The organism is Pseudomonas sp. MDV22-iso1 (assembly GCF_058145095.1).
Map to the genome: position 1 here is coordinate 1 of NZ_JBYVMF010000040.1, position 18,340 is coordinate 18,340.

The 18,340-nt window shown below is 60.8% G+C and carries 16 protein-coding genes; 1 reads left to right on the plus strand and 15 read right to left on the minus strand.

Features of this window, described 5'->3' with window-relative positions; genetic code table 11:
* The first annotated feature begins 266 nt into the window (after positions 1–266).
* Positions 267–1,145, plus strand: coding sequence for a LysR substrate-binding domain-containing protein (locus AC3ZVB_RS27655; protein ID WP_490148326.1), 879 nt, complete (start codon positions 267–269; stop codon positions 1,143–1,145).
* A 98-nt stretch (positions 1,146–1,243) separates the two neighbouring features.
* Here AC3ZVB_RS27655 and AC3ZVB_RS27660 read toward each other — a convergent pair whose 3' ends face one another.
* The 15 genes from AC3ZVB_RS27660 to AC3ZVB_RS27730 form a co-directional block, all read right to left on the minus strand.
* Positions 1,244–2,944: an amidase gene (locus AC3ZVB_RS27660; RefSeq protein ID WP_490148344.1), complete on the minus strand. Its 1,701-nt coding sequence runs from the start codon at positions 2,942–2,944 to the stop codon at positions 1,244–1,246.
* A 120-nt stretch (positions 2,945–3,064) separates the two neighbouring features.
* Positions 3,065–3,391, minus strand: a complete 327-nt coding sequence (locus AC3ZVB_RS27665) for a DUF7693 family protein (RefSeq protein WP_490148327.1) — start codon at positions 3,389–3,391, stop codon at positions 3,065–3,067.
* A 33-nt stretch (positions 3,392–3,424) separates the two neighbouring features.
* The gene (locus AC3ZVB_RS27670; RefSeq protein ID WP_490148328.1) at positions 3,425–3,919 is read right to left on the minus strand and encodes a PaaI family thioesterase; all 495 of its coding nucleotides are present in this window, start codon (positions 3,917–3,919) and stop codon (positions 3,425–3,427) included.
* A gap of 453 nt (positions 3,920–4,372) precedes the next feature.
* Positions 4,373–5,065 carry a GNAT family N-acetyltransferase gene (locus AC3ZVB_RS27675; protein WP_162439020.1) on the minus strand — a complete coding sequence of 231 codons (693 nt, stop codon included), beginning with the start codon at positions 5,063–5,065 and terminating at the stop codon, positions 4,373–4,375.
* 113 nt (positions 5,066–5,178) lie between these two features.
* Positions 5,179–5,973: a ChbG/HpnK family deacetylase gene (locus AC3ZVB_RS27680; protein ID WP_490148329.1), complete on the minus strand. Its 795-nt coding sequence runs from the start codon at positions 5,971–5,973 to the stop codon at positions 5,179–5,181.
* The gene (locus AC3ZVB_RS27685) at positions 5,945–7,174 is read right to left on the minus strand and encodes a GNAT family N-acetyltransferase (RefSeq protein ID WP_490148330.1); all 1,230 of its coding nucleotides are present in this window, start codon (positions 7,172–7,174) and stop codon (positions 5,945–5,947) included. The genes AC3ZVB_RS27680 and AC3ZVB_RS27685 overlap by 29 nt, the downstream gene beginning before the upstream one ends.
* A 4-nt stretch (positions 7,175–7,178) precedes the next feature.
* Positions 7,179–7,865 (minus strand): N-acetyltransferase, encoded by a 687-nt coding sequence (locus AC3ZVB_RS27690; protein ID WP_490148331.1) that lies wholly within the window; start codon positions 7,863–7,865, stop codon positions 7,179–7,181.
* An 85-nt stretch (positions 7,866–7,950) separates the two neighbouring features.
* A complete protein-coding gene (locus AC3ZVB_RS27695) occupies positions 7,951–9,870 on the minus strand; it encodes a hypothetical protein (protein ID WP_490148332.1) in 1,920 nt (639 codons plus the stop codon).
* Positions 9,867–11,171: an oligosaccharide flippase family protein gene (locus tag AC3ZVB_RS27700; protein ID WP_490148333.1), complete on the minus strand. Its 1,305-nt coding sequence runs from the start codon at positions 11,169–11,171 to the stop codon at positions 9,867–9,869. The genes AC3ZVB_RS27695 and AC3ZVB_RS27700 overlap by 4 nt, the downstream gene beginning before the upstream one ends.
* A complete protein-coding gene (locus tag AC3ZVB_RS27705) occupies positions 11,168–12,169 on the minus strand; it encodes a polysaccharide deacetylase family protein (RefSeq protein WP_194691928.1) in 1,002 nt (333 codons plus the stop codon). Before AC3ZVB_RS27705 ends, AC3ZVB_RS27700 begins: the two co-directional genes overlap by 4 nt.
* Before the next feature lie 12 nt (positions 12,170–12,181).
* Positions 12,182–13,318, minus strand: a complete 1,137-nt coding sequence (locus tag AC3ZVB_RS27710; protein ID WP_162439013.1) for a glycosyltransferase — start codon at positions 13,316–13,318, stop codon at positions 12,182–12,184.
* Positions 13,311–14,279 carry a glycosyltransferase gene (locus AC3ZVB_RS27715; protein ID WP_194691930.1) on the minus strand — a complete coding sequence of 323 codons (969 nt, stop codon included), beginning with the start codon at positions 14,277–14,279 and terminating at the stop codon, positions 13,311–13,313. The genes AC3ZVB_RS27710 and AC3ZVB_RS27715 overlap by 8 nt, the downstream gene beginning before the upstream one ends.
* Positions 14,276–15,643 (minus strand): O-antigen ligase family protein, encoded by a 1,368-nt coding sequence (locus AC3ZVB_RS27720; protein ID WP_490148334.1) that lies wholly within the window; start codon positions 15,641–15,643, stop codon positions 14,276–14,278. Before AC3ZVB_RS27720 ends, AC3ZVB_RS27715 begins: the two co-directional genes overlap by 4 nt.
* Positions 15,640–16,743, minus strand: a complete 1,104-nt coding sequence (locus tag AC3ZVB_RS27725; RefSeq protein WP_490148335.1) for a glycosyltransferase family 4 protein — start codon at positions 16,741–16,743, stop codon at positions 15,640–15,642. Before AC3ZVB_RS27725 ends, AC3ZVB_RS27720 begins: the two co-directional genes overlap by 4 nt.
* Positions 16,740–18,332 carry a GumC family protein gene (locus AC3ZVB_RS27730; protein ID WP_162439009.1) on the minus strand — a complete coding sequence of 531 codons (1,593 nt, stop codon included), beginning with the start codon at positions 18,330–18,332 and terminating at the stop codon, positions 16,740–16,742. The genes AC3ZVB_RS27725 and AC3ZVB_RS27730 overlap by 4 nt, the downstream gene beginning before the upstream one ends.
* Positions 18,333–18,340 lie beyond the last annotated feature (8 nt).

Sequence of the window (18,340 nt, forward strand, 5' to 3'; positions counted from 1 at the left end):
TATCAGCAGACCAAAAACCTGCTGGTGAGCTACGACATCAATCCGCTGGGCTTCTACTAAAAATCGAGGGCACCGGGAATATTTCTGCGGTGCCTTTTCTATTGTCCCCGTGAGCAAGTCCTCTCGCACAGAGTGACGATCTGATGACTAAAGCCTCTTTGGCGCCCTTGATTGTGACATCTACAATTGCAAAAGAATGTATTAATGCAACCCGCTAACAGCCGTAAGCCAAGTCAGGCTTTGATTACCCTCTCCGGAGTTCAGCCATGGTCGCTACACATGCTCAGCTCAAAGCCTTTCATGCGGTTGCCATCCACGGTGGTTTCACCCGCGCTGCCGAACGGCTGTTCCTTACTCAACCGGCAGTGTCCGATCAGGTGCGCAAGCTCGAAGAGCAGTTCGGCGTATTGCTGTTTCACCGCAGTAAACGCTCGGTAAAAATCAGCGACCTGGGAGAGCGCCTGTTTGGCATCACACAACGCCTGTTCGCGGTGGAGGCCGAGGCCCAAGAGTTGTTGTCCAACAGCGCCAAGCTCCAAACCGGGAGCCTGACCTTGGCAGTGGATTCCAGCGCGCACTTGCAGCCTTACATCGCCCGTTTCTGTAAACGCTTTCCAGGCGTTCGGGTGAGTCTGGTCACCGGCAATACCGATGAATCGCTACGTCGATTGTTTGAGTACCGCGCAGATTTTGCCCTGTTGGGTCGCAGCGTGGAGGACGAGCGCTTACTCAGCCAGCCCCTCAGCAACGACTCAATGATCGCCTTTGTATCGAGCGCACACCCATGGGCGCAGCGCTCGAGCATTCGTCTCGCGGAGCTGGAAAATGTACCGATGGTCATGCGCGAACACGGTTCGGTGACACGTCAAATATTTGAAGAAGAGATGCAACGAGTCGGATTGCGCACGCGAACCGCCATTGAAGTTGAAGGCCGAGAAGCGGCCAATGAAATGGTCGCTGCCGGCATCGGTGCCGGGTTGGTTTCGGTCGCAGAATTCGGCGTTGACCCTCGCGTGCATGCGTTAGTCATCGAAGACTGCCAGCGGCACATGCACGAGACGCTGGTCTGCCTGCGAGCACAGGCATCGCGGCGAGTGATTTCTACGTTTCTGGATCTGGTCAGGGAAGGCCCTGATGCATCTTGATAGACGCAACAAAGGTCAAACCGGACGGTGTTTGTCGAACACCGACAATACCACCGAGCCCACACGAATGAGCTCGGTGTTTTCATAAAATCACTACCCTACAGAGCCGGCGTACGAGGCGGGATCAACCGCTTCGACCCCGTCGATTCAAACGCCGAAGCCAACCGCAGCAGTGACGAATCGTCATACGCCCGGCCGGCAAATGTCAGACCAACCGGCATACCGATGTCCTGCATCACGCCCATCGGCACGGTGACCGTTGGAACACCCAAATGCCGAATGGCCAGGTTTCCGTTGGCCACCCAGACACCATTGCTCCACGCAATATCCGCCGCCGCCGGATCGATATCGGCATTCGCTGGCGCTACATCGGCGACTGTCGGGAACAGCACCGCATCGAGCCCCAGGCGATCCATCCAGTCCTCAAGATCGATACGACGAGTCTGCTCGAGCCCGCGCAAGCCATCGGGCACGGTCGTGATCTCGTTCCACGGCGTGATCCCACGCTCGGCCATCCGCACATACTCGTCCATGCCGGCTACGAGGTCGCCTTCGCGATTAGGCAGCGTCCCCGGGTCATGGGGGAAAATCAGCGCGCCGTCGACGTCGACCAGACGGTTCAACTTCGGATCGCCATTGGCCTGCAGGAAATCATCAAAAGCCCAGGCCGTCAGGTCCCACAACTCGTGATGCAGAAACTCCTTGGACACCAGGCCACGGGTGAACACCGTCGGTGCACCGGGACGATCACCCTCGCAGTTGGACACGAGCGGGAAATCCACCTCGACCACTTCGGCACCCGCGGCTTCAAGCGCCTTGCGCGCTGCTTGCCAAAGGGCAATCACCGAATCTCGCGTGACGATACGCTGGCCGGTTGGTCCGCCGATCCCTGGTGACTCAGCGGTGCCCGCCTCGGAATCTGCATTGATGTACATGCGAGGGACGCCCAGGCGTTTGCCGGCGAGTGCATCGGGCTTTGCGGCCAGTGCTTGATAAGACGCCGGACGAACCGAGGCAACGCTCGGAATCGGCACCCACGGTTGCATCCGCCACAGGTCGCCCCGGGTGTCGGGGTCTTCCGCCACCACCACGTCGAGCACCTCGAGCAGGTCGGCCATGGTTCTTGCAAACGGCACCACCACGTCCATGGTCGGCGTCAACGGCCAGTTGCCGCGCACCGAAATCACCCCGCGCGAAGGCGTGTAGGCGCACAAGCCATTGTTCGAAGCCGGACCGCGTCCACTCGACCAGGTTTCTTCCGCCAGCCCGAATGCCGCGAAGCTGGCGGCCGTCGACGTACCGGCACCGTTCGACGAACCCGAGGCAAACGGGGCGGTGAGGTAGTCAGCGTTGTAAGGGCTTTCTGCACGGCCATACACCCCGCGCTGCATGCCGCCATTCGCCATCGGCGGCATGTTGGTCTTGCCCAGGCAGATCGCCCCGGCGGCGCGCAGCCGTTCAACAGTGAACGCATCACGATAAGCCACCAGGTCGACGAATGCCGGACTGCCAGAGGCGGCGGTGAGCCCCTTCACCAGATAACTGTCCTTGGCCGTGTAGGGAATGCCATCCAGCGGCCCCAGCGTCTGACCTTTGCGGCGACGGTCATCTGACGCCTGCGCCTCGGCCAGTGCCTCGGTATTGCGCACTACCACGGAATTCAGCGCGGTAGAGGTGTCCGTGCCGTCGTAGGCGTCAATGCGCGCCAGATAGGCCTGCACCAGCTCGACCGCCGTGGTCTGGCCGGATTCGAGCGCTGCGCGCAATTGGGCAATGGACACTTCGGTGACTTCGATCAAAGGGGTTCTCATATCGGCTCTCGTAGCACTGCGTACCCGACAGGGTTTGTGCGTTCTATTTTGCATCAGGCGGGCAGCTTAGCTAAATCTCTGCGTGTACAGCCAGCGAACCTGCGCCTGTCACGGTCCGAGGTGATGGGCGTTCAGCTTCAACAACCGCTCAAGTTGCTGATGTTCCCAGCCACTCAACAACGCAACCGGATCGGTGCCGTAACGTTGCCAGGCGTCGAGCGTCGCGACTCGCCCGTCCGCTGTCGTGCATTCTTCGCACTGACGCAGACAGGTGTCCTGAATGAACAGCCTGAGCTGCCAGCCGCCGATGTCGACCGATCGATGATCAGTGTCGTAGCGAACAACACGAAGCGCACGCGTACCCATCGCTGCATCTTTGAGCACCTGGTACACCTCGCGCGCGGTGATCGCCGGTGCTTGATCCTTCTGTGTCATGGCGTGTTCTTCCAAGTAAAATCTGCGGCGGCACTAGCTGCTCTTGCCATGCGCGGCGGCTGCCAACTGCCCGGTATCGACGCGAACAAAAACCGAATCGCCGACTGCGGTCAGGACACCGTCGGCATACACCTCGCAGATCACTCGGCTCTTGCGGCCGACCTCACCCTCGACCTTTGCCCGCAGGGTCAGCGGAACACCCATCGGGGTGGGTTTGATGAACTTGATACCCAGGTTGCCCGTGACGCAGTCGATACGAGGAAGGCTCGAGGCTGCCCGGCCTTCGGCGCGGTAGTGATAGGCCATGGCAGTCCAGTTTGAATGGCAGTCGACCAACATGGCGATGAGTCCGCCGTACACCAGGTCCGGCCAGCCGCAGTACTTGGCATCCGGCAGGTGATCGGCCATGACGTGCACGCCGTCTTCGTGCCAGAAACTTTCGATGTGCAGGCCATGGGGGTTCTTGCCGCCGCAGCCGTAGCAGACGCCATCTGGCGCGGCGGAGTTTTGCAGTGAATTGTCGAGCATGGGAAATACCTTGGTGTGCTTTCGCCAAGCGTATCGGATTTCGAGCAGACCCGCCCAGGGGGTGTAGGCATAGAGCTTGGTCTGGATGGAGTTCCTGAGGTGGAGATGTATCAGGCAACTTCGATGTTGAATGTGCCACCGCCATCGCGAGCAGGCTCACTCCTACAGAGGATCGGCGGTGGACATGAATCTTATGTCCACTGCCGATCCAATGTGGGAGCTGGCTTGCCAGCGATTGGGTCGTGTCAGTCGACATCGATGCTGGATGTACCGGCCGCCATCGCGGGCAAGCCCGCTCCCACAGTGACCAATGCTGAATGAAAATCCGGTGTCTACCACAGGGGGGCTGTGTTGGGCGCAAATACCGTGTCCACTGCCGATCCAATGTGGGAGCTGGCTTGCCAGCGATGGGGCCGTGTCAGTCGACATCGATGTTGATGCAGGGCCACCTTCTCAAGCCCGCGCCGCATCCGTAACCACCGGACGTCCCGGTTTGCGCAGCGGGTCCAGGCGCGATCCGGTGTAGCGGGTTTCGCGGAAGAAGCGCCAGCGCCCGAACAAACCGTAAACGTGAGTGACGCGCCCTTGCTCGTGATAACCCATGCGAATGTGCAGTTTCAGCGCCGGAATATTGTGCGTTTCACACACATCCACCACCTTGTCACAGCCCTGAGCCGCCATCGCGTTCCAGATGTTGATCTGCGCATCCACCGACAGGCTGGTGCCGAAATAGGCGCGGGTCATTTCGCCGCCGAATTCAAAAAACTCGCCGGGTTTCACCGGAAACCAGCAGCCGTAATAGTGGCGGTCGTGGTAATCGACCTTGCTGCCCCAGATGAACGCAATCGCGTTGTCATCGGCATCCAGGTACATCTGCCCGGTATGACCTTCGGCCGCGAGTTCGGCCATGGTCTCGACGCGGTCGCCGAAGTGCTTGCTGAAGGCGATGGCGTTTTCCGGGGTGATGCTCACCATGCGCAACCCGGAATAGGGGCGCAACTTGTGCGGTGCCACCGGGCTCACGAGGTCGCGCTCCATCCACAACAGCTCCCAGTGAAAGAACACATAGCGTTTCCACAACGTGCCAAATGTACGGCCCAAACCTTTTTGTTTTATACGATCAAGGAGTTTGTGAATGACAGTCATAGAGCCCTTCTTGGCCTGAGCCAGGATCATGTGGATGACGCTTGAATTGGGTATAGATCAACGGTGGAAATTAATAGCAAAACGCCATTTTTGAATGTGTTACTAAATATGTTTTATTGCTCGAGTGCCGTCACGACGCCAGGCGATACGGCGCTTAGCGCGGCATAGGAAATTCGTGGAACGCCGCGCAAACGTTGCTCCAGCACCTGTGTGAGTGACTCGCCAGGAAGCAGATAAGCGTCGCCAAAATCCGCGCCAATCTTGTTCGGGTGCGCGACGATCTCCAGCACCCCGTCGGTCGGCATTGCATCGTTGCGCAGGTCCACCGGGGTGCAGACGAAATCCGCAGTAGTGCCCGCCAGACGTTGCAGGCGGCTGTTGAGCAACCCCTTGAACACACGCTTGGGCAGGCTGAGGTTCTGCCCCAGGTTTCGCGCCAGGCGCACGGGGACACCCTGGCGGGCGGCGAAGCGCGCGACGATCTCGCCGATGGGCCAGATGTTGTGCACGTGCTGGTGAGAATCCAGGTGGCTGGGACGCACGCCGTTGTCCAGGCAGCGTTGCCATTGGGCCTCAAGCTCCTCCAGTACCGCCTCCCGATCCGCGCGGCTGAGCCAGAGGCGGTGGCGGGTCAGGTTGAGGTCGAACACCCCCGCGGTGTCGCAGAAATTGGGGCGAGACAGAATGCGCTGACTCAACGGTCGGCCGTAGGTGAGGTTGAAGTGCAACCCGATCCGGCCTGACAGCAGTGGATGCTGGGCCATGACGCACGCCGCTTCGAACGCCGGCATGTTGGCCATGGCTGTGGCCGAGCTGATCACGCCGGCCTGAAAGGCACCGAGGATGACCGCGTTTTCATTTGCACTGAGGCCGAAATCGTCAGCGTTGACTATGACTTGGCGAGGCATGTTCGCTCTCCATGGCTGATTCTTTTTTCAGGTTGGCTTGCTTTGAAGCAGGCGCCACCACGGGCGCAGGCGCCGCAACGGGTTTGGCGGCCTTCGCGGCACGCCAGGCCTTGTAGCGTTGCAGTAAAGGTTTGACCCATTGCCAGACCCGCAGGGCCAACCCCAAGGCAATCCCGTCGGGACGCCAGGAATAGAAACTCCAGCGCCAGTGTTCCAGCTGCCCGGTCATGCGCTCGTGGAGTTGATGACTGGAATTTTCCAGGCTGACCCGCGATGCATCGATCCAGCGCCAGTTGTCGTCCAGGCCCCAGCGTATCCATTCATCGAGCAATACCCGACCGCTGCCCAGGTCAGCGTATTGCGGCAGGAATGCCAGGTTGTAGTCGTAAAGGCGACCTTGTTCCAGTAACCCTAGTCGATAGCTGATGCACCGTCCTTCCAGTTCCAGCACCACGACGCGCACCAGGCCTTGGGCGGCGAGGGCGGTAAAGGCGCGGTCCATCCATTGACGGTGGCGCTCGTCGGCAAAGATCCCGACCCCTTCATCGCCTTTCCAGCTCACCGCTTCGACTTCGCTGATGGCCTGCAGCAAGGGTCCCATGGTCGAGGCGTCAGGCGTGATCCGCCGGACTTCGGCGCCAATCGCGGCGATGCGTTTACGCGCACGGCGCAATTTATAGCGCGGATCGCCAGACACTTCCTGGCGGTCAGCCTCGCTGATCAAGTGCACCGGCACCCGACAACTCAACCGTCGCTCACCCATCGAACTGTGGGCCGTCCAGCCCGTCAGCGCGCTTTCGCCGTCGGTCGGGTCGGACAACTCATTGAGTTGCAGCAAGGCGTGGGGAACCTGTCGACGAATCTCCACCAGCGCCTGCTCAATACTGTCCCTGTCGGTTCGGGCGAGCAGGGCCAGTCGGTCGGCGAGGGGATAGCCCAGGTGATGCAAAACCCGAAACGGCAGCCGGCCGAAACGCTCGACGGACGCTACCAGCGGCAGGCATAAAACCAGCTCGTCACCTTCCCAGCCGAGCAGCACGTGCAAGCGCTCCCCGGACGTCAATGCCCGTTCAGACGCGGCCATCCAGGCCAGCGTGTTAAACGGCGTGTGGTCCGTCACCCGCAGACGCAGCGCTTCATAAGCCGCTGCCGGGAAGTCATCGGCGCACAGCGAGGTGCGCCATTCGAATCGTGCCGCCATAGGTTCAGGTCGCCGATGCTGTAACAGGTTCACGGGTGGGTTTGCGCAGGGGATCCAGGCGCGAATTGCTGTAACGGGTTTCGCGGTAGAAACGCCAACCGAACAGGCTGTAGACGTTCATGATCCGCCCTTGCTCTTTGTAGCCCATGCGAATGTGCAGCTTGAGGGCCGGGATGTTGTGTGATTCGCAGACATCCACCACTTTGTTGCAGCCCTGATCCGCCATGGCTTTCCACAGGTTCAGCTGGATATCGACTGACAACATCGTGCCCCAGTACGCCCGGATCTGTTCGCCGCCAAACTCGAAAAATTCACCGGCCTTCACCGGGAACCGGCAACCGTAATAGTGGCGGTCGTGGTAATCGCGTTTGCTGCCCCAAATGAAAGCCACCGCATCACCTTTGCCGTCCAGGTACATGTGCCCGGTGTGACCTTCGTTGGCGAGTTCGGCCATGGTGGCGACGCGGTCGCCGAAGTGTCTGGTGAACGCGACAGCGTTTTGCGCAGTGATGGTTTCCAGTTGCAGCGGTGGATAAGGCCGCAGCTTGTGCGCAGGCACGGGGCTGACCAGATCGCGCTCCATCCAGATCAGTTCTTCGTGGAAAAACACGTAGTGCTTCCACACTTTCTGGACGGTGGCGCGCAGGCCTTTTTGTTTGAGGTGCACGCGGAGTCTTTTCAGAACATTCATGGTTTTGCCTCCTGGCGGGTTTGCCCGTGAGTGGAGTAATGCAGGGCGCGACGTGGCGTCTGCGCGGCAAAAAATTCAATGACGCTCATGTGGCAGTCCAGCTCAGGGCGAACAGGGTTTCCCCTGGCAAATCGAAGCTGACACTGCCGTCCTTGCAACTGAAAGGCGCGTCGCGGCTGCGGTTATCCGCGCCGAAGTAACGCAATGAGCCTTTGCTTAATGGGCACCCCGCACCACTCAGGTTTACCCGCTGCAGGCGCGTGCCTTTGTTCACGCCAAACAGACAGTGTTGCAAATCGGTGGACATGGCGAGGACATCGACTTCAAAGGCGTCGTTCTCCAGGCGCACCACGTCTTGTAGCCAATATTTCTGGATGAATTGCTGAGCGAAGCCCACGGGTTTGAGTTCGTAGCGATCATCATCGAGCTGGCGCAGCATGCCCTTGCGGTGATCCGATTCGTCATCGGCCTGAAACCAGTTGAGCATGTCGAGCAAGCCGTCCTGGGACGAGTTGATGGCCACCGAAGCCCACCATAACGACGCGTAATGGGTTTCCTGCTCGTACGGGCTGAGGGTTGGACCGCTGGATATGTTGGTCTGGTCCAGCAGCAAGGCTTTACGTGGCCGACCCTGCGCATCGAGCCCGACGAGATCGGCGGCGCGTCGCACGTTGTCGCGATAGACGCGAGTGGCCAACAGGTCGCGGATCATCCATTCGTGCCAGGCCAGGGCATCGATGCTGTCGCCCGACTCCGCGAGCAGACGCCGCGCCCAGTCGATGCCGCGCTTGTCGGTGGCGTTGTCGGCGAACGGGCCGTTGACCAAACGTGTGCTGGCGGGCATGGCGATGCGCACCCCGGCCTTGAAGTTGTCGGGATTGCTGCGCACTTGCCGGGCCATGCTGCTGAAGAGGCGTTGATAGCTGGCGTAGTCCGGGTAGTTGAGGTTCGGCTCATCGGCAAAACCGATGTAATGCGTACCCTCGCCACCCAGGGCTCGGGTGGCGGCCAGCCAAGCCTCGAGGCCGGCGTTGCTGGTGGCGTCAGCTTGCAGATCGGCCTTGCGCTGGCTGCCGGCCAGCAGGGTGATGTCCTGTTTGATGCCTAAGCGGTCCTGGTACAGCCGACGGAACGCATCTTCGTAGTGCGGCCGGGACGCCATGATGTCGACCACGCTGTAATAACTCGCGGCCCGTGGGTTGAGCGATTTGAGCAAGGCTAACGGGTTGGCCGGCGGTAGCGCATAGGGCAAGGCCATGCCCAGATTCGCGGCCTTGCCGAGGATTTCCTTGTGCAGCATCAACCGGGTCTGGCCAGGATCTTCGCGCAACGGTTTGAGCTGCTGCGGGTTCTGCGCAAACAGATTGGCCGTGCCATCGAGCCAGAACGCCGCTTTACCGCTGCCTCTCAGGCGCAGGCGCCAGACCTGATCGGTCGAGGCCACCGGCAACTCGACCTGGTCAAACTCCCAGTACGCCGGGTAGGACTTTAGCGCCAGCGACAGCTGTTTACCGTCACCCACCCGTTGCGCCTGGAAGGCGCCGACCCCGCCATGGAACTTGCCCGCCAGTACTGCGCGTTCGCCTGCTGCCACTTTAAAAAACAGTTCGTCGCCGTCGCGGGTTTCGGCGCTGAAATGTACTTTGGCAGGCGCGAACAGCGCCACCGTATGATCGTCATGTTCAACCGTGTAACGGCGAAAGCTGTACCCCGGCACTTCCAGCCGATAGCTGGCGGCGCTCGGCGCCAGCGGCCAGCTTTGACTGCCCCGGGATTCGCTGGCGGCGATCAGCCGTTCTGCCTGCAATTTGCCCTGTCCATCGAGCAGATAGAGGTGTTCTTCGTTGGCGTCCGCCTGCCATGCCGGTACCCACTGCACCGTCACGGTGTCGGGGCGATCCGGTTGCAGGTAAAGGCTGCCGTCGCGGATGTCCGCCCAACGCATGGGCGCAGCCTCGGCGCTCAGACCAAGCCCCAGACTCAACAGCAGTAACAGGCGTCTCATGCCGACTTCCGTTGCAGCATTTGCAGCATAGGGGCAAGGTCGCTGGGCAGGATGATCAGGGTTTGCCAGATCGACACATGGCTCAACCGGCAATACATCACCAGCAGCGCAATGGTCACGGCCACATACGCAATGGACGAAGCCGCCGCCGCGCCGACGATGCCGTAGGCAGGAATCAGCACCAGGTTGAGTGCCAGGTTGAGCAGGGCACTGAGACCCATCATCAGCGAAATCGTCCCCGGGCGATTCTTGCCCAGCAGGTCCAGGCGCAGGATGCTCGCGTAGCACAGGCCAAGCAGTCCCGGCAGCAGGGCCAACAGCGCTGGATAGGCGGGCTGATACGCCACGCCGAACAAGGTCACGATCAGCCATTCACCGATCAACGCCATGGTCAGGCAGGCGCCGATCATCACCGTGGCGGTCAGGCGCAGCGCCAGGGGGGTGAGTTTTTCGATGCCTTTTTCCTGTTGCAGCAGGCGCTTCATCAGCGGCGTGGTCACGGCTTCCGGAACGATCAGCAGCAACTCGGCGGCCGCGCTGGCCATCGCGTAATGACCCAGTGCCGTACTGCCGAGCAGGGCGCCGATGAACAGGTAGTCGGAGCGCAGTATCACTTGCTGGAACAACAGATCCGGATGGCTGCGCGCGCTGTAGCGCAGCAGTTCGTTCTGGCTCGCGCGGTCCCATTGCAGGGTCACCGGCTGCGAGCGTTTGAGCCACACCCAACCGGCCAGGACCACCAGGCTGATGCCCGCCAGCCAACTGATCAACGCCGCTTCCAGGGCTGCGCTTTTCCACATCCAGAACAGCGCCAGGAACAGCAGCAACGGCGCGAACGATTCGAGCAAGCGCAACGCGTTGAACGCCACCACGCCGCCCGAGGCGTTGTGCAAGGTCAGCAAACCGCTCTTGAGCACGGTCAGCGGCACCGCCAGCAACAGCAACCAGGCGAGCAGCCCCAACTGTGTGGTGATGTCCAGTTCAGTGCCGAACTCACGGGTCAACGCCACCACCAACAAGGTCAGCATCGCCGCGAGCAGACAGCCGAACACCAGCACCTGGCTCAACAACAAACCCATGGGACGTTGCTTGGCCGCCTGGAAACCGATGGCCGAATTCAACCCGCCGCTGGTGGCGGCACTGATCAGGTCGGGCAGGGTGCTGAGCAGTGCGAACAGGCCGCGTTCACTCGGTCCGAGAATTCGCGCCAGCAGCACGTTGCGCATCAGTCGCAAGGCGATCATCGCCAGCTTGGTGCCCATGCTCAGCGCCAGGTGTTTAAGGTAATTACTACGACTCATGAGCGAGCCCCGCGGTAGATGCGCCAGGACAGTAATTCCGGATTACGCGCCACCCGCTGGCTGACGCCGAAACGGGGCAGCGCCAACGGGTCTTCGATCCCCCGATAAATCCCGGTGCCGGTGCCCAGAGCAAACGGAAAATCATGGTCGGCGACCTGCTGCCGTACCCGCGCATCGTTGTCGCCATTGGGGTAGCAGTAGACGGGCAGCGGCCGGTTGCAACCGTTGAGCAACGCGTCTCGACTGCGCCTCAGTTCGGCTGACAGGGTGTGATCGTCGAGACCGGTGAGTATCGCGTGACTGGCGCCATGGGGCCCGAAGCGCACCAGGCCCGAGGCTTCGAGGTTGCGCACTTGTTGCCAGTCCAGCGCTTGTGGCAGCGAATCATGCGGGCACTCATCGGTCAGGTGATTCAGGTCGTCGGGCGACAGGGTTTTCAGGCTCTGGAGAAAATGCGCCAGTGCGAGGCTGCGGCGTTGTTCGTCCACATTCTCGAACGCGGCCGGCAGGGGGCGGCCCAGTTGCTGCAAGCATTGGCTCAGGTGCATCCGCGGGGCTTCACCATGGCTGCCCCAGAGGGTTTCACCAATGCTTTCCCACCAGAACCGCTGGCGACTGCCGATGAAGTCGCTGGACAGAAAAATACTCGCTGGCACCTGATGTTTTTGCAGTAATGGAAAGGCATTCACGGCGTTATCGCGCCAGCCGTCATCGAAAGTCAGCGTGACTTTGGGGCGCGACGATTTCAACGAGGTCGGCTGCAGGATGTCCATCAACGGCACGCAGTCGAAGTGTTTTCTGAGCCACACCAACAAGTGTTCGAACGCCTTGGGCCCCACGCACAGTTCATTGCGATGGGGCAGGTCGGCGGCGCGGTCATCGGCCAGCACCCGGTGCAGCATCAGGATGACCCCGGCGCCGTGCAGTTGATTACGCCCCACCGGCGAATTGAGGTACAGCCAACCACTGGTGCGCTTGAACAATTGCTTGATCGCCATGGTGCTGTTCTCTCAACGATTTTGTTCAGGATTCCACTGGGCGTAACGCTGGCCACGGAGGAACTGCCACAGACCGATACTCATCCCGGCGAGGGTCACCAGAAGGAAGGCGGCGAGGCGAAAGGGTTTGGGTAAACGGTGCTGCGAATCCAGCAGGCCGGCGATGGCGATGGTGTAACCCGCCAATTGCGCAATCAGGCTCAGGCGATAGAAACCGTGCTCGTTCCACAGCCAGAAATTGCTCAGCAGCAGCGGCACCAACAGGATCGGCGCCAGCCGGCGAATCAACTTGTGGCTGATCAGTGCAATCGCGTACAGGCCATGCTTGAACGGATTGAGCAGTTCGCGGCGCTGGGCCAGGCTTTGCAGGCCACCGACGGTGACACGCTGACGCCGGCGAAATTGTTTGTCGGCCTCGTCCACGCCCTGATCGATGACTTGCGCCTGGGGCACATACACGATGCGTTTGAACGCCACCGGCGCGCAGGTGCTGATAAAGAAGTCATCGTTGACCTCTGCCGGCACGGTCTGGAACAACTCACGGCGTAGTGCCAACAGCGCACCGTCGGCGGAGACCATGCAGCCCGTGCGGTTCTCGACCTTGCGCAGCCAGCCTTCGTAATGCCGATACAGGCTGTCGCCGATGCTCAGGCCTTTGCCGGTCACTGGAATCACCATGTGCCCGGCGCAGGCACCCACGGCTGGATCCGCCAGTGGCGCAAGCAGGTGGCCGAGGGTGTCGGTGGACCATTGGTTGTCGGCATCAGTGAACACCAGGATTTCCCCGGTACTCAACGCGACGCCTGCGTTCAACGTGGCAGCCTTGCCCTGGCGGGGCAGGTCGAGCACGGTGATGCGCGGGTCGATGACCTTGTGCGCGCAGGCCACGGTGTCATCGGTGGAGCCGTCACTGGCCAGGATGATCTGCAGCGAACGGGCCTGATAGTCCTGGGCCAGCAGCGTGCGCAGTTTGTCTTCGATGTGCCGGGCCTCATTGTGCGCGGCAATCACGATGCTGACGTTCATCGGCTCGGCCGACGTGTGCCGACGAGCCGCAAATAACGGCGCCAGCAATGTCAGCAGCAGCGGATAACCGAGGTACGCGTAGACAGGCAACAACAGGCACAACCAGAAAATGAATTCAGCCACGTGCGGGCCTCCTGGCATTCCAATGACACAGGCTGAGGATGAACGCGGCGCCGGCCAGGTGCAGACGCACCCAATGCAAGCCCCAGAGTTGCAGGGTCAGACCCGCGTCCCGGTGTTTCAAACTTTGGCGCAGGCTCAAGACGAGCGGCGGCAGACAAGTCACCAGCAACAGCACCCACGCCAGGTGCAAGCGACCGTCGAGCAAGGCGCAGATGGCCATGAAATCCAGCAACCAGGCGACCATCGACAGCAGCGGAAAGCGCAGCAGTCGCAGGCTCAAGCCGTGGCTGCGCAGCAATTGCAAATGACTGCCCTGGCGCCACATTTCCTTGCCCATCCATTCCCGCCAACTGCCTTCGTAACCCCAATGCAGGGCGACGCTTTCGTTGGCCGCGAGCAGGCGCGCGCCGGCCTGGCTCAGACGCAGGGTGAAATCCTTGTCTTCGCCGGTGCGCAACGTTTCGTCGAAACCGCCGACCTGTTCGAACCAGGTGCGCCGCATCAGCAGGTTGGCGGTGGGTAGCCACTGCGCCTTGTGCAGGTTATGGGTGGCCGGACGCAGGGTGCGGCGCTGCCAGGCATCGGCGAACCACGGCGCCTCGGCCGGGGTGTGCAAGTCCAGTCCGAGGACGTCCGCCTGGCCGCTGGCTTCAAGTTTGATCAGACGCGTCAGCCAGTCCTCGGGCATTTCGATGTCGGCGTCGATGAACGCCAGCCATTCCCCCTTCGCCACGCTGGCCCCACGATTGCGCAGCGCACCGATCAGTAAACCGGGCATGTGCAGCACCTGGGCGCCGAACTGGCGGGCGATCTGCGGGCCCTGATCGTCGGAGCCGTTGTCGACCACGATCAGCTCGCATTCCAGCCCGGCGGCATCGGCGGCGTGCAGCGCGGCGATCAGGGTGCGGGTGATGTGCCGCGCTTCGTTGTACATCGGGATAACGATGCTGATGCTGCTCATGCCCTGGCCTCCGTCAATGGAGCTTCTTCGGCTTTTGTGCGCAGCACGCTGGTCAGTGCCAGCATGATCCAAAGGTACTTATGGTTCGGCGCACTGAGGAACATAAGGAACAACGTCAACGAAAGAAAACTCATGCCCAGGTGGGTCATCATGTCAGCCTGATGCCAGTCACGGCGCAGCATCCACGCTTTGCGGGCGCGGGTCAGGTTGTACAAGCCCAGGCCCAGCATGCCGACAAACGTCAGGCCGGCGGGAATCCCCAATTCGCTGAAGATCTCCAGGTAGGTGTTGTGGGCGCGGCGGTAAAGATCACCCGCCTTGCGGTTGGAGGAAAAAGCCTGGGCGTAGCCAGTGGTGGCATAGTGCAAAGGGAATGTGCCGGGACCGGTACCGAGCAACGGACTCTCGCTAATCATCTGACCGCCGACCACTATGTACGACGCGCGCCGGCCCAGGGATGCATCCTGACTCTTGGCCCCGGCGCTCAAAATACTCAAGGACTGAATGCGCGCCACATAACCGGCTGGCATCGCATACAGCGCCAGCGGAATAACGATCGCCGCGCCGAGCATGGCGAAACCCAGGTGACGCGGACGGATACGTGGAATCTGCGCGCGGTAGTGCCAGGCGCCAATTATCAGGCTGAGGAACAACACCACCAGACCCGAGCGGGACTCGGTCTTGGTCATGCCGCCGAGCAGCAACAGGCAGCACCCCCCCCAGACCAGCCGGTGCAGCCAGTTCGGGCTGCGGACCACCAGCAACAGCGCCATGGGAATTGCGAAGGCGATCATCAGCGCAAAGCTGTTCGGGTCTTCCAGCAGGCCGGAGGCCCGTCCCTGATCCTGGTATTTGGCGGAAAACATCGCCATCACGCAGGTCGCGGAGACGCTGAGGGTGACCAGTTTGGCGAATACGGTCAGGTTCAGTTCGCGTCCGATCAGCAGGGTGATGACGAACAGAACCAAGCCGACACTCAACTCCCGCAGGTGTCCCAGGGACATGCTCATCTCATCGGTAGTCAAGAGGCTGAGCAGGTATAGCGTCATGAATGCGATCAGGAAGCGCCAGATATTGCTGCGCAAACGTTCGGACGGCAGCTGATGAATCGCCAGCTGCAGCATCAGAATCAACACCAGTGAAATACCGAGGAACTTGGAGCCCGAAATGGCGCTGTCCTTGAACAGGCCTTCGAAGGGCAACATGGCGGCAATGCCGAGTATGCCCCAGGTCGGCTTGCGATAAAGCACCGCCACACCGACCAGGCCCAGCACCGCTCCCGGTGCCAGATACGGATAAGGGCTGGCCAGCAAACCAAGGCAGACCAGGCCGAGCAAACTGACAATCGAGAGCGGAAAAATCACGCGCGAGCCTCCCGTGCAGTACGGATATAAAGCTGCGACCAGCGTTCAGCCAAGGCCTTGAGGTCGTAGCGATCCAGTTGTGTACGTTTTGCATTGACGACCAGCGTGCTGGTCAGTGCCGGCTCAGTCAGCAAGGTGCCGATCTGGCGGGCGAGGGCCGTGCTGTCGGCGGGCGTCGCCAGCAAGCCGTTGTGCCGATCTTCCAGCACATCGGGAATGCCGCCGACACCGAACGCCACCACCGGCACACCGGCCTGCATGGCTTCCAGCAAAATCATCGGCGTGCCTTCGGTGCGCGAGCTGATCACCAGCGCATCGAGCTTGCGCCACCACACGCCCATGTCGGTCTGATACCCCGGCAGCGTGATGCGCTCTTGCAACCCGGCGGCGTTGATTCTGGCCATCAGGGTTTCCCGTTCCGGGCCGTCGCCGAGCATCACGGCGTCCAGGTGCGGGTGTTGCTGACAGAGCGGAATCAGTGCATCGAGAAACAGGTCCGGACCTTTCTCACTGCTGAGCCGCCCGACGTAACCGGCCAGGAACCGCTGGTGGTTGACGCTGTGCGGCAACAGGCCGATGGCTGCGGGCAAACCGTTGGGGATCACCTGCAACTTCTGCGCACCCACACTGGCCTGGCGATGCAGCACGGCAATGCTTTCGGCGACGCAGACAACACGGTCCACCGACGCGGTGCGGCACAGTTGCAAGCTCAGCCAGGTGTAGAACTTTTGCTTGCGACTGCGCGGCGTGAACCCGTGCTGGGTAATCACCAGGGGCAGGCGCAACAACGTCGCACCGACCCAGCCAAACAGCAGACCCTTGAAGTTGTGGGTGTTGATCAGCGGCCGTTCGGCGCGCCGCTGACGTAAATGCCCCAACAGTTGCCCCAACCCCGCGCAGCCCTGGCAGTCGACGCCGGCATCGCGAAACCTGGCGATCAGTTCTGGCGGCGCATCGAGGAACAGCACTTGATGCTGCCCCGGCGTCGCCAGGCAGTGGTCCAGCAGCATCCGCTCAGCCCCGTAGAAACCGCCACTGCTGAGCAAATGAATGATCGGCAGGGCGCTGTCAGATGGAGTCCGGCTGAGCGGCGCGTTCAATTGCGCACCCAATGCACGAAGCCAGGTACGGTCCAGCTCTTGTGCGGGTTGACCGGTTCGACGTTCTGATCGTTGATCACCAACAGCACCGGCAGGCCCAGTTCGTGGGTGATTTGCGCAGGATGCTTGAAGCGGTGATCGAAGAACTCACGGACATAGACCAACGCAATCGCCAGCAACAGGCCAGTGAACAAACCGAACGGAATGATCAGCATCGGTTTCGGAAAGGCGGCTGCGGTAGGCTCGAACGGTGGGCTGAGAACCCGTGCGTTGGACAGGTCGTTGTCCAGCGAACGCGCGGTGCTGCTCTCGGCAAACCGTTGGGCATAGGTGGAAAACGCCGTGTGCAACGCATCGATTTCGGTGTCCACTTGCCGCAGTTTGCTCTGAGTCTCTTGCAACGTATGGATGCGATCCTTGAACTCGGCAATGCGCCCGGTTTTCTGATCGATCACCGAACTGACAATCGCCAGGTCGCTGGTGCGCTCCTGAATCCGGTTGGCGACGACTTTCAGGAATTGCTGACGGGTGCGGGCGATTTGCTCGCGGGTCAGCAGCATCGGTTCACTGCCTGGCTGGAAGATCGCCAGGTCATTCATGTAACGACTGACCTGAGTGGTCAGGGCCTCACCCATTTGTTTGATCTCGCGGTCTTCAAACGCGACGTTGTCCACGGTGGTGGTGAAGGTGTAGGGGAAGGTGTAATCGTTGAGCTTGGAGTTGTTGGCGGCGGCCAGGCTGGTTTTCAGGTAATCGAGCCAGCGTTTGCTTTGCAGCAGGCGGTCCTGATACAGGTTGAGCGCCTGCTCTTCGGTGTTGATGGCGTTCAGGCGGAAGGTGATTTCTTCTTTGGGGTCGGACGAACCCACCGCGCCCAACAGGGCTTGGCGATTACTTTCCAGACCATCGAGGCGCGCCTGGTATTGCAGCTTCTTGGTTTCGTAGAAGCTTTGCGGCAGGTCGATGGACTGCAGTTCCTGACGGCTGGCCAGGTAATTTTGCAGCAGTGCTGCGACAAACCTGGTGCCCTGGGTCGGGTCCGGGAAGCTGTAGATGATCGAGATCACGTTGGAACCCGGCAGGGTTTCGATCTTGAGTTTATCCATGGCCTCCTGGGTCAGCGCGTCCAGCGTCGTATCGCGTACCGGATCGGTTTCCATGCCCAGCGCGGATTTCACTGGATTGATCACATGCTCGCGCAGCGGCGTGGTGATGTAGCGTTTGATCGGTTCACTGACCAGTTTGTTGAGCATGCCTGGAGGGGAGGTGTACTCACCCTTTTCACGCAACTCGCTGATGGTCTGGCGAATCAATCCCGGCGAACGCAGGATATTGCTTTCGGTTTCCATGTCCGAAAGCGTCGGAGGCACGAAGGAAGCGTTTTCCTGGTTGAGGGAAGTCGTGGCATCCCCCTGTGAGAGTTTTTTGGACTGCACGATCACCTGGGCGGTGATATCGAAGCTCTGCTTGAGCATCAGCGGCAAGACCAGCGCGATCACTGCAAAGACCAGGAACACTCGCTTCACCAACTGCTTGTTGGCGAAGAAGATCCTGAAGAACTCGTGCAGGTAGTTTTCCTTTGGGTTCATGTCTATTC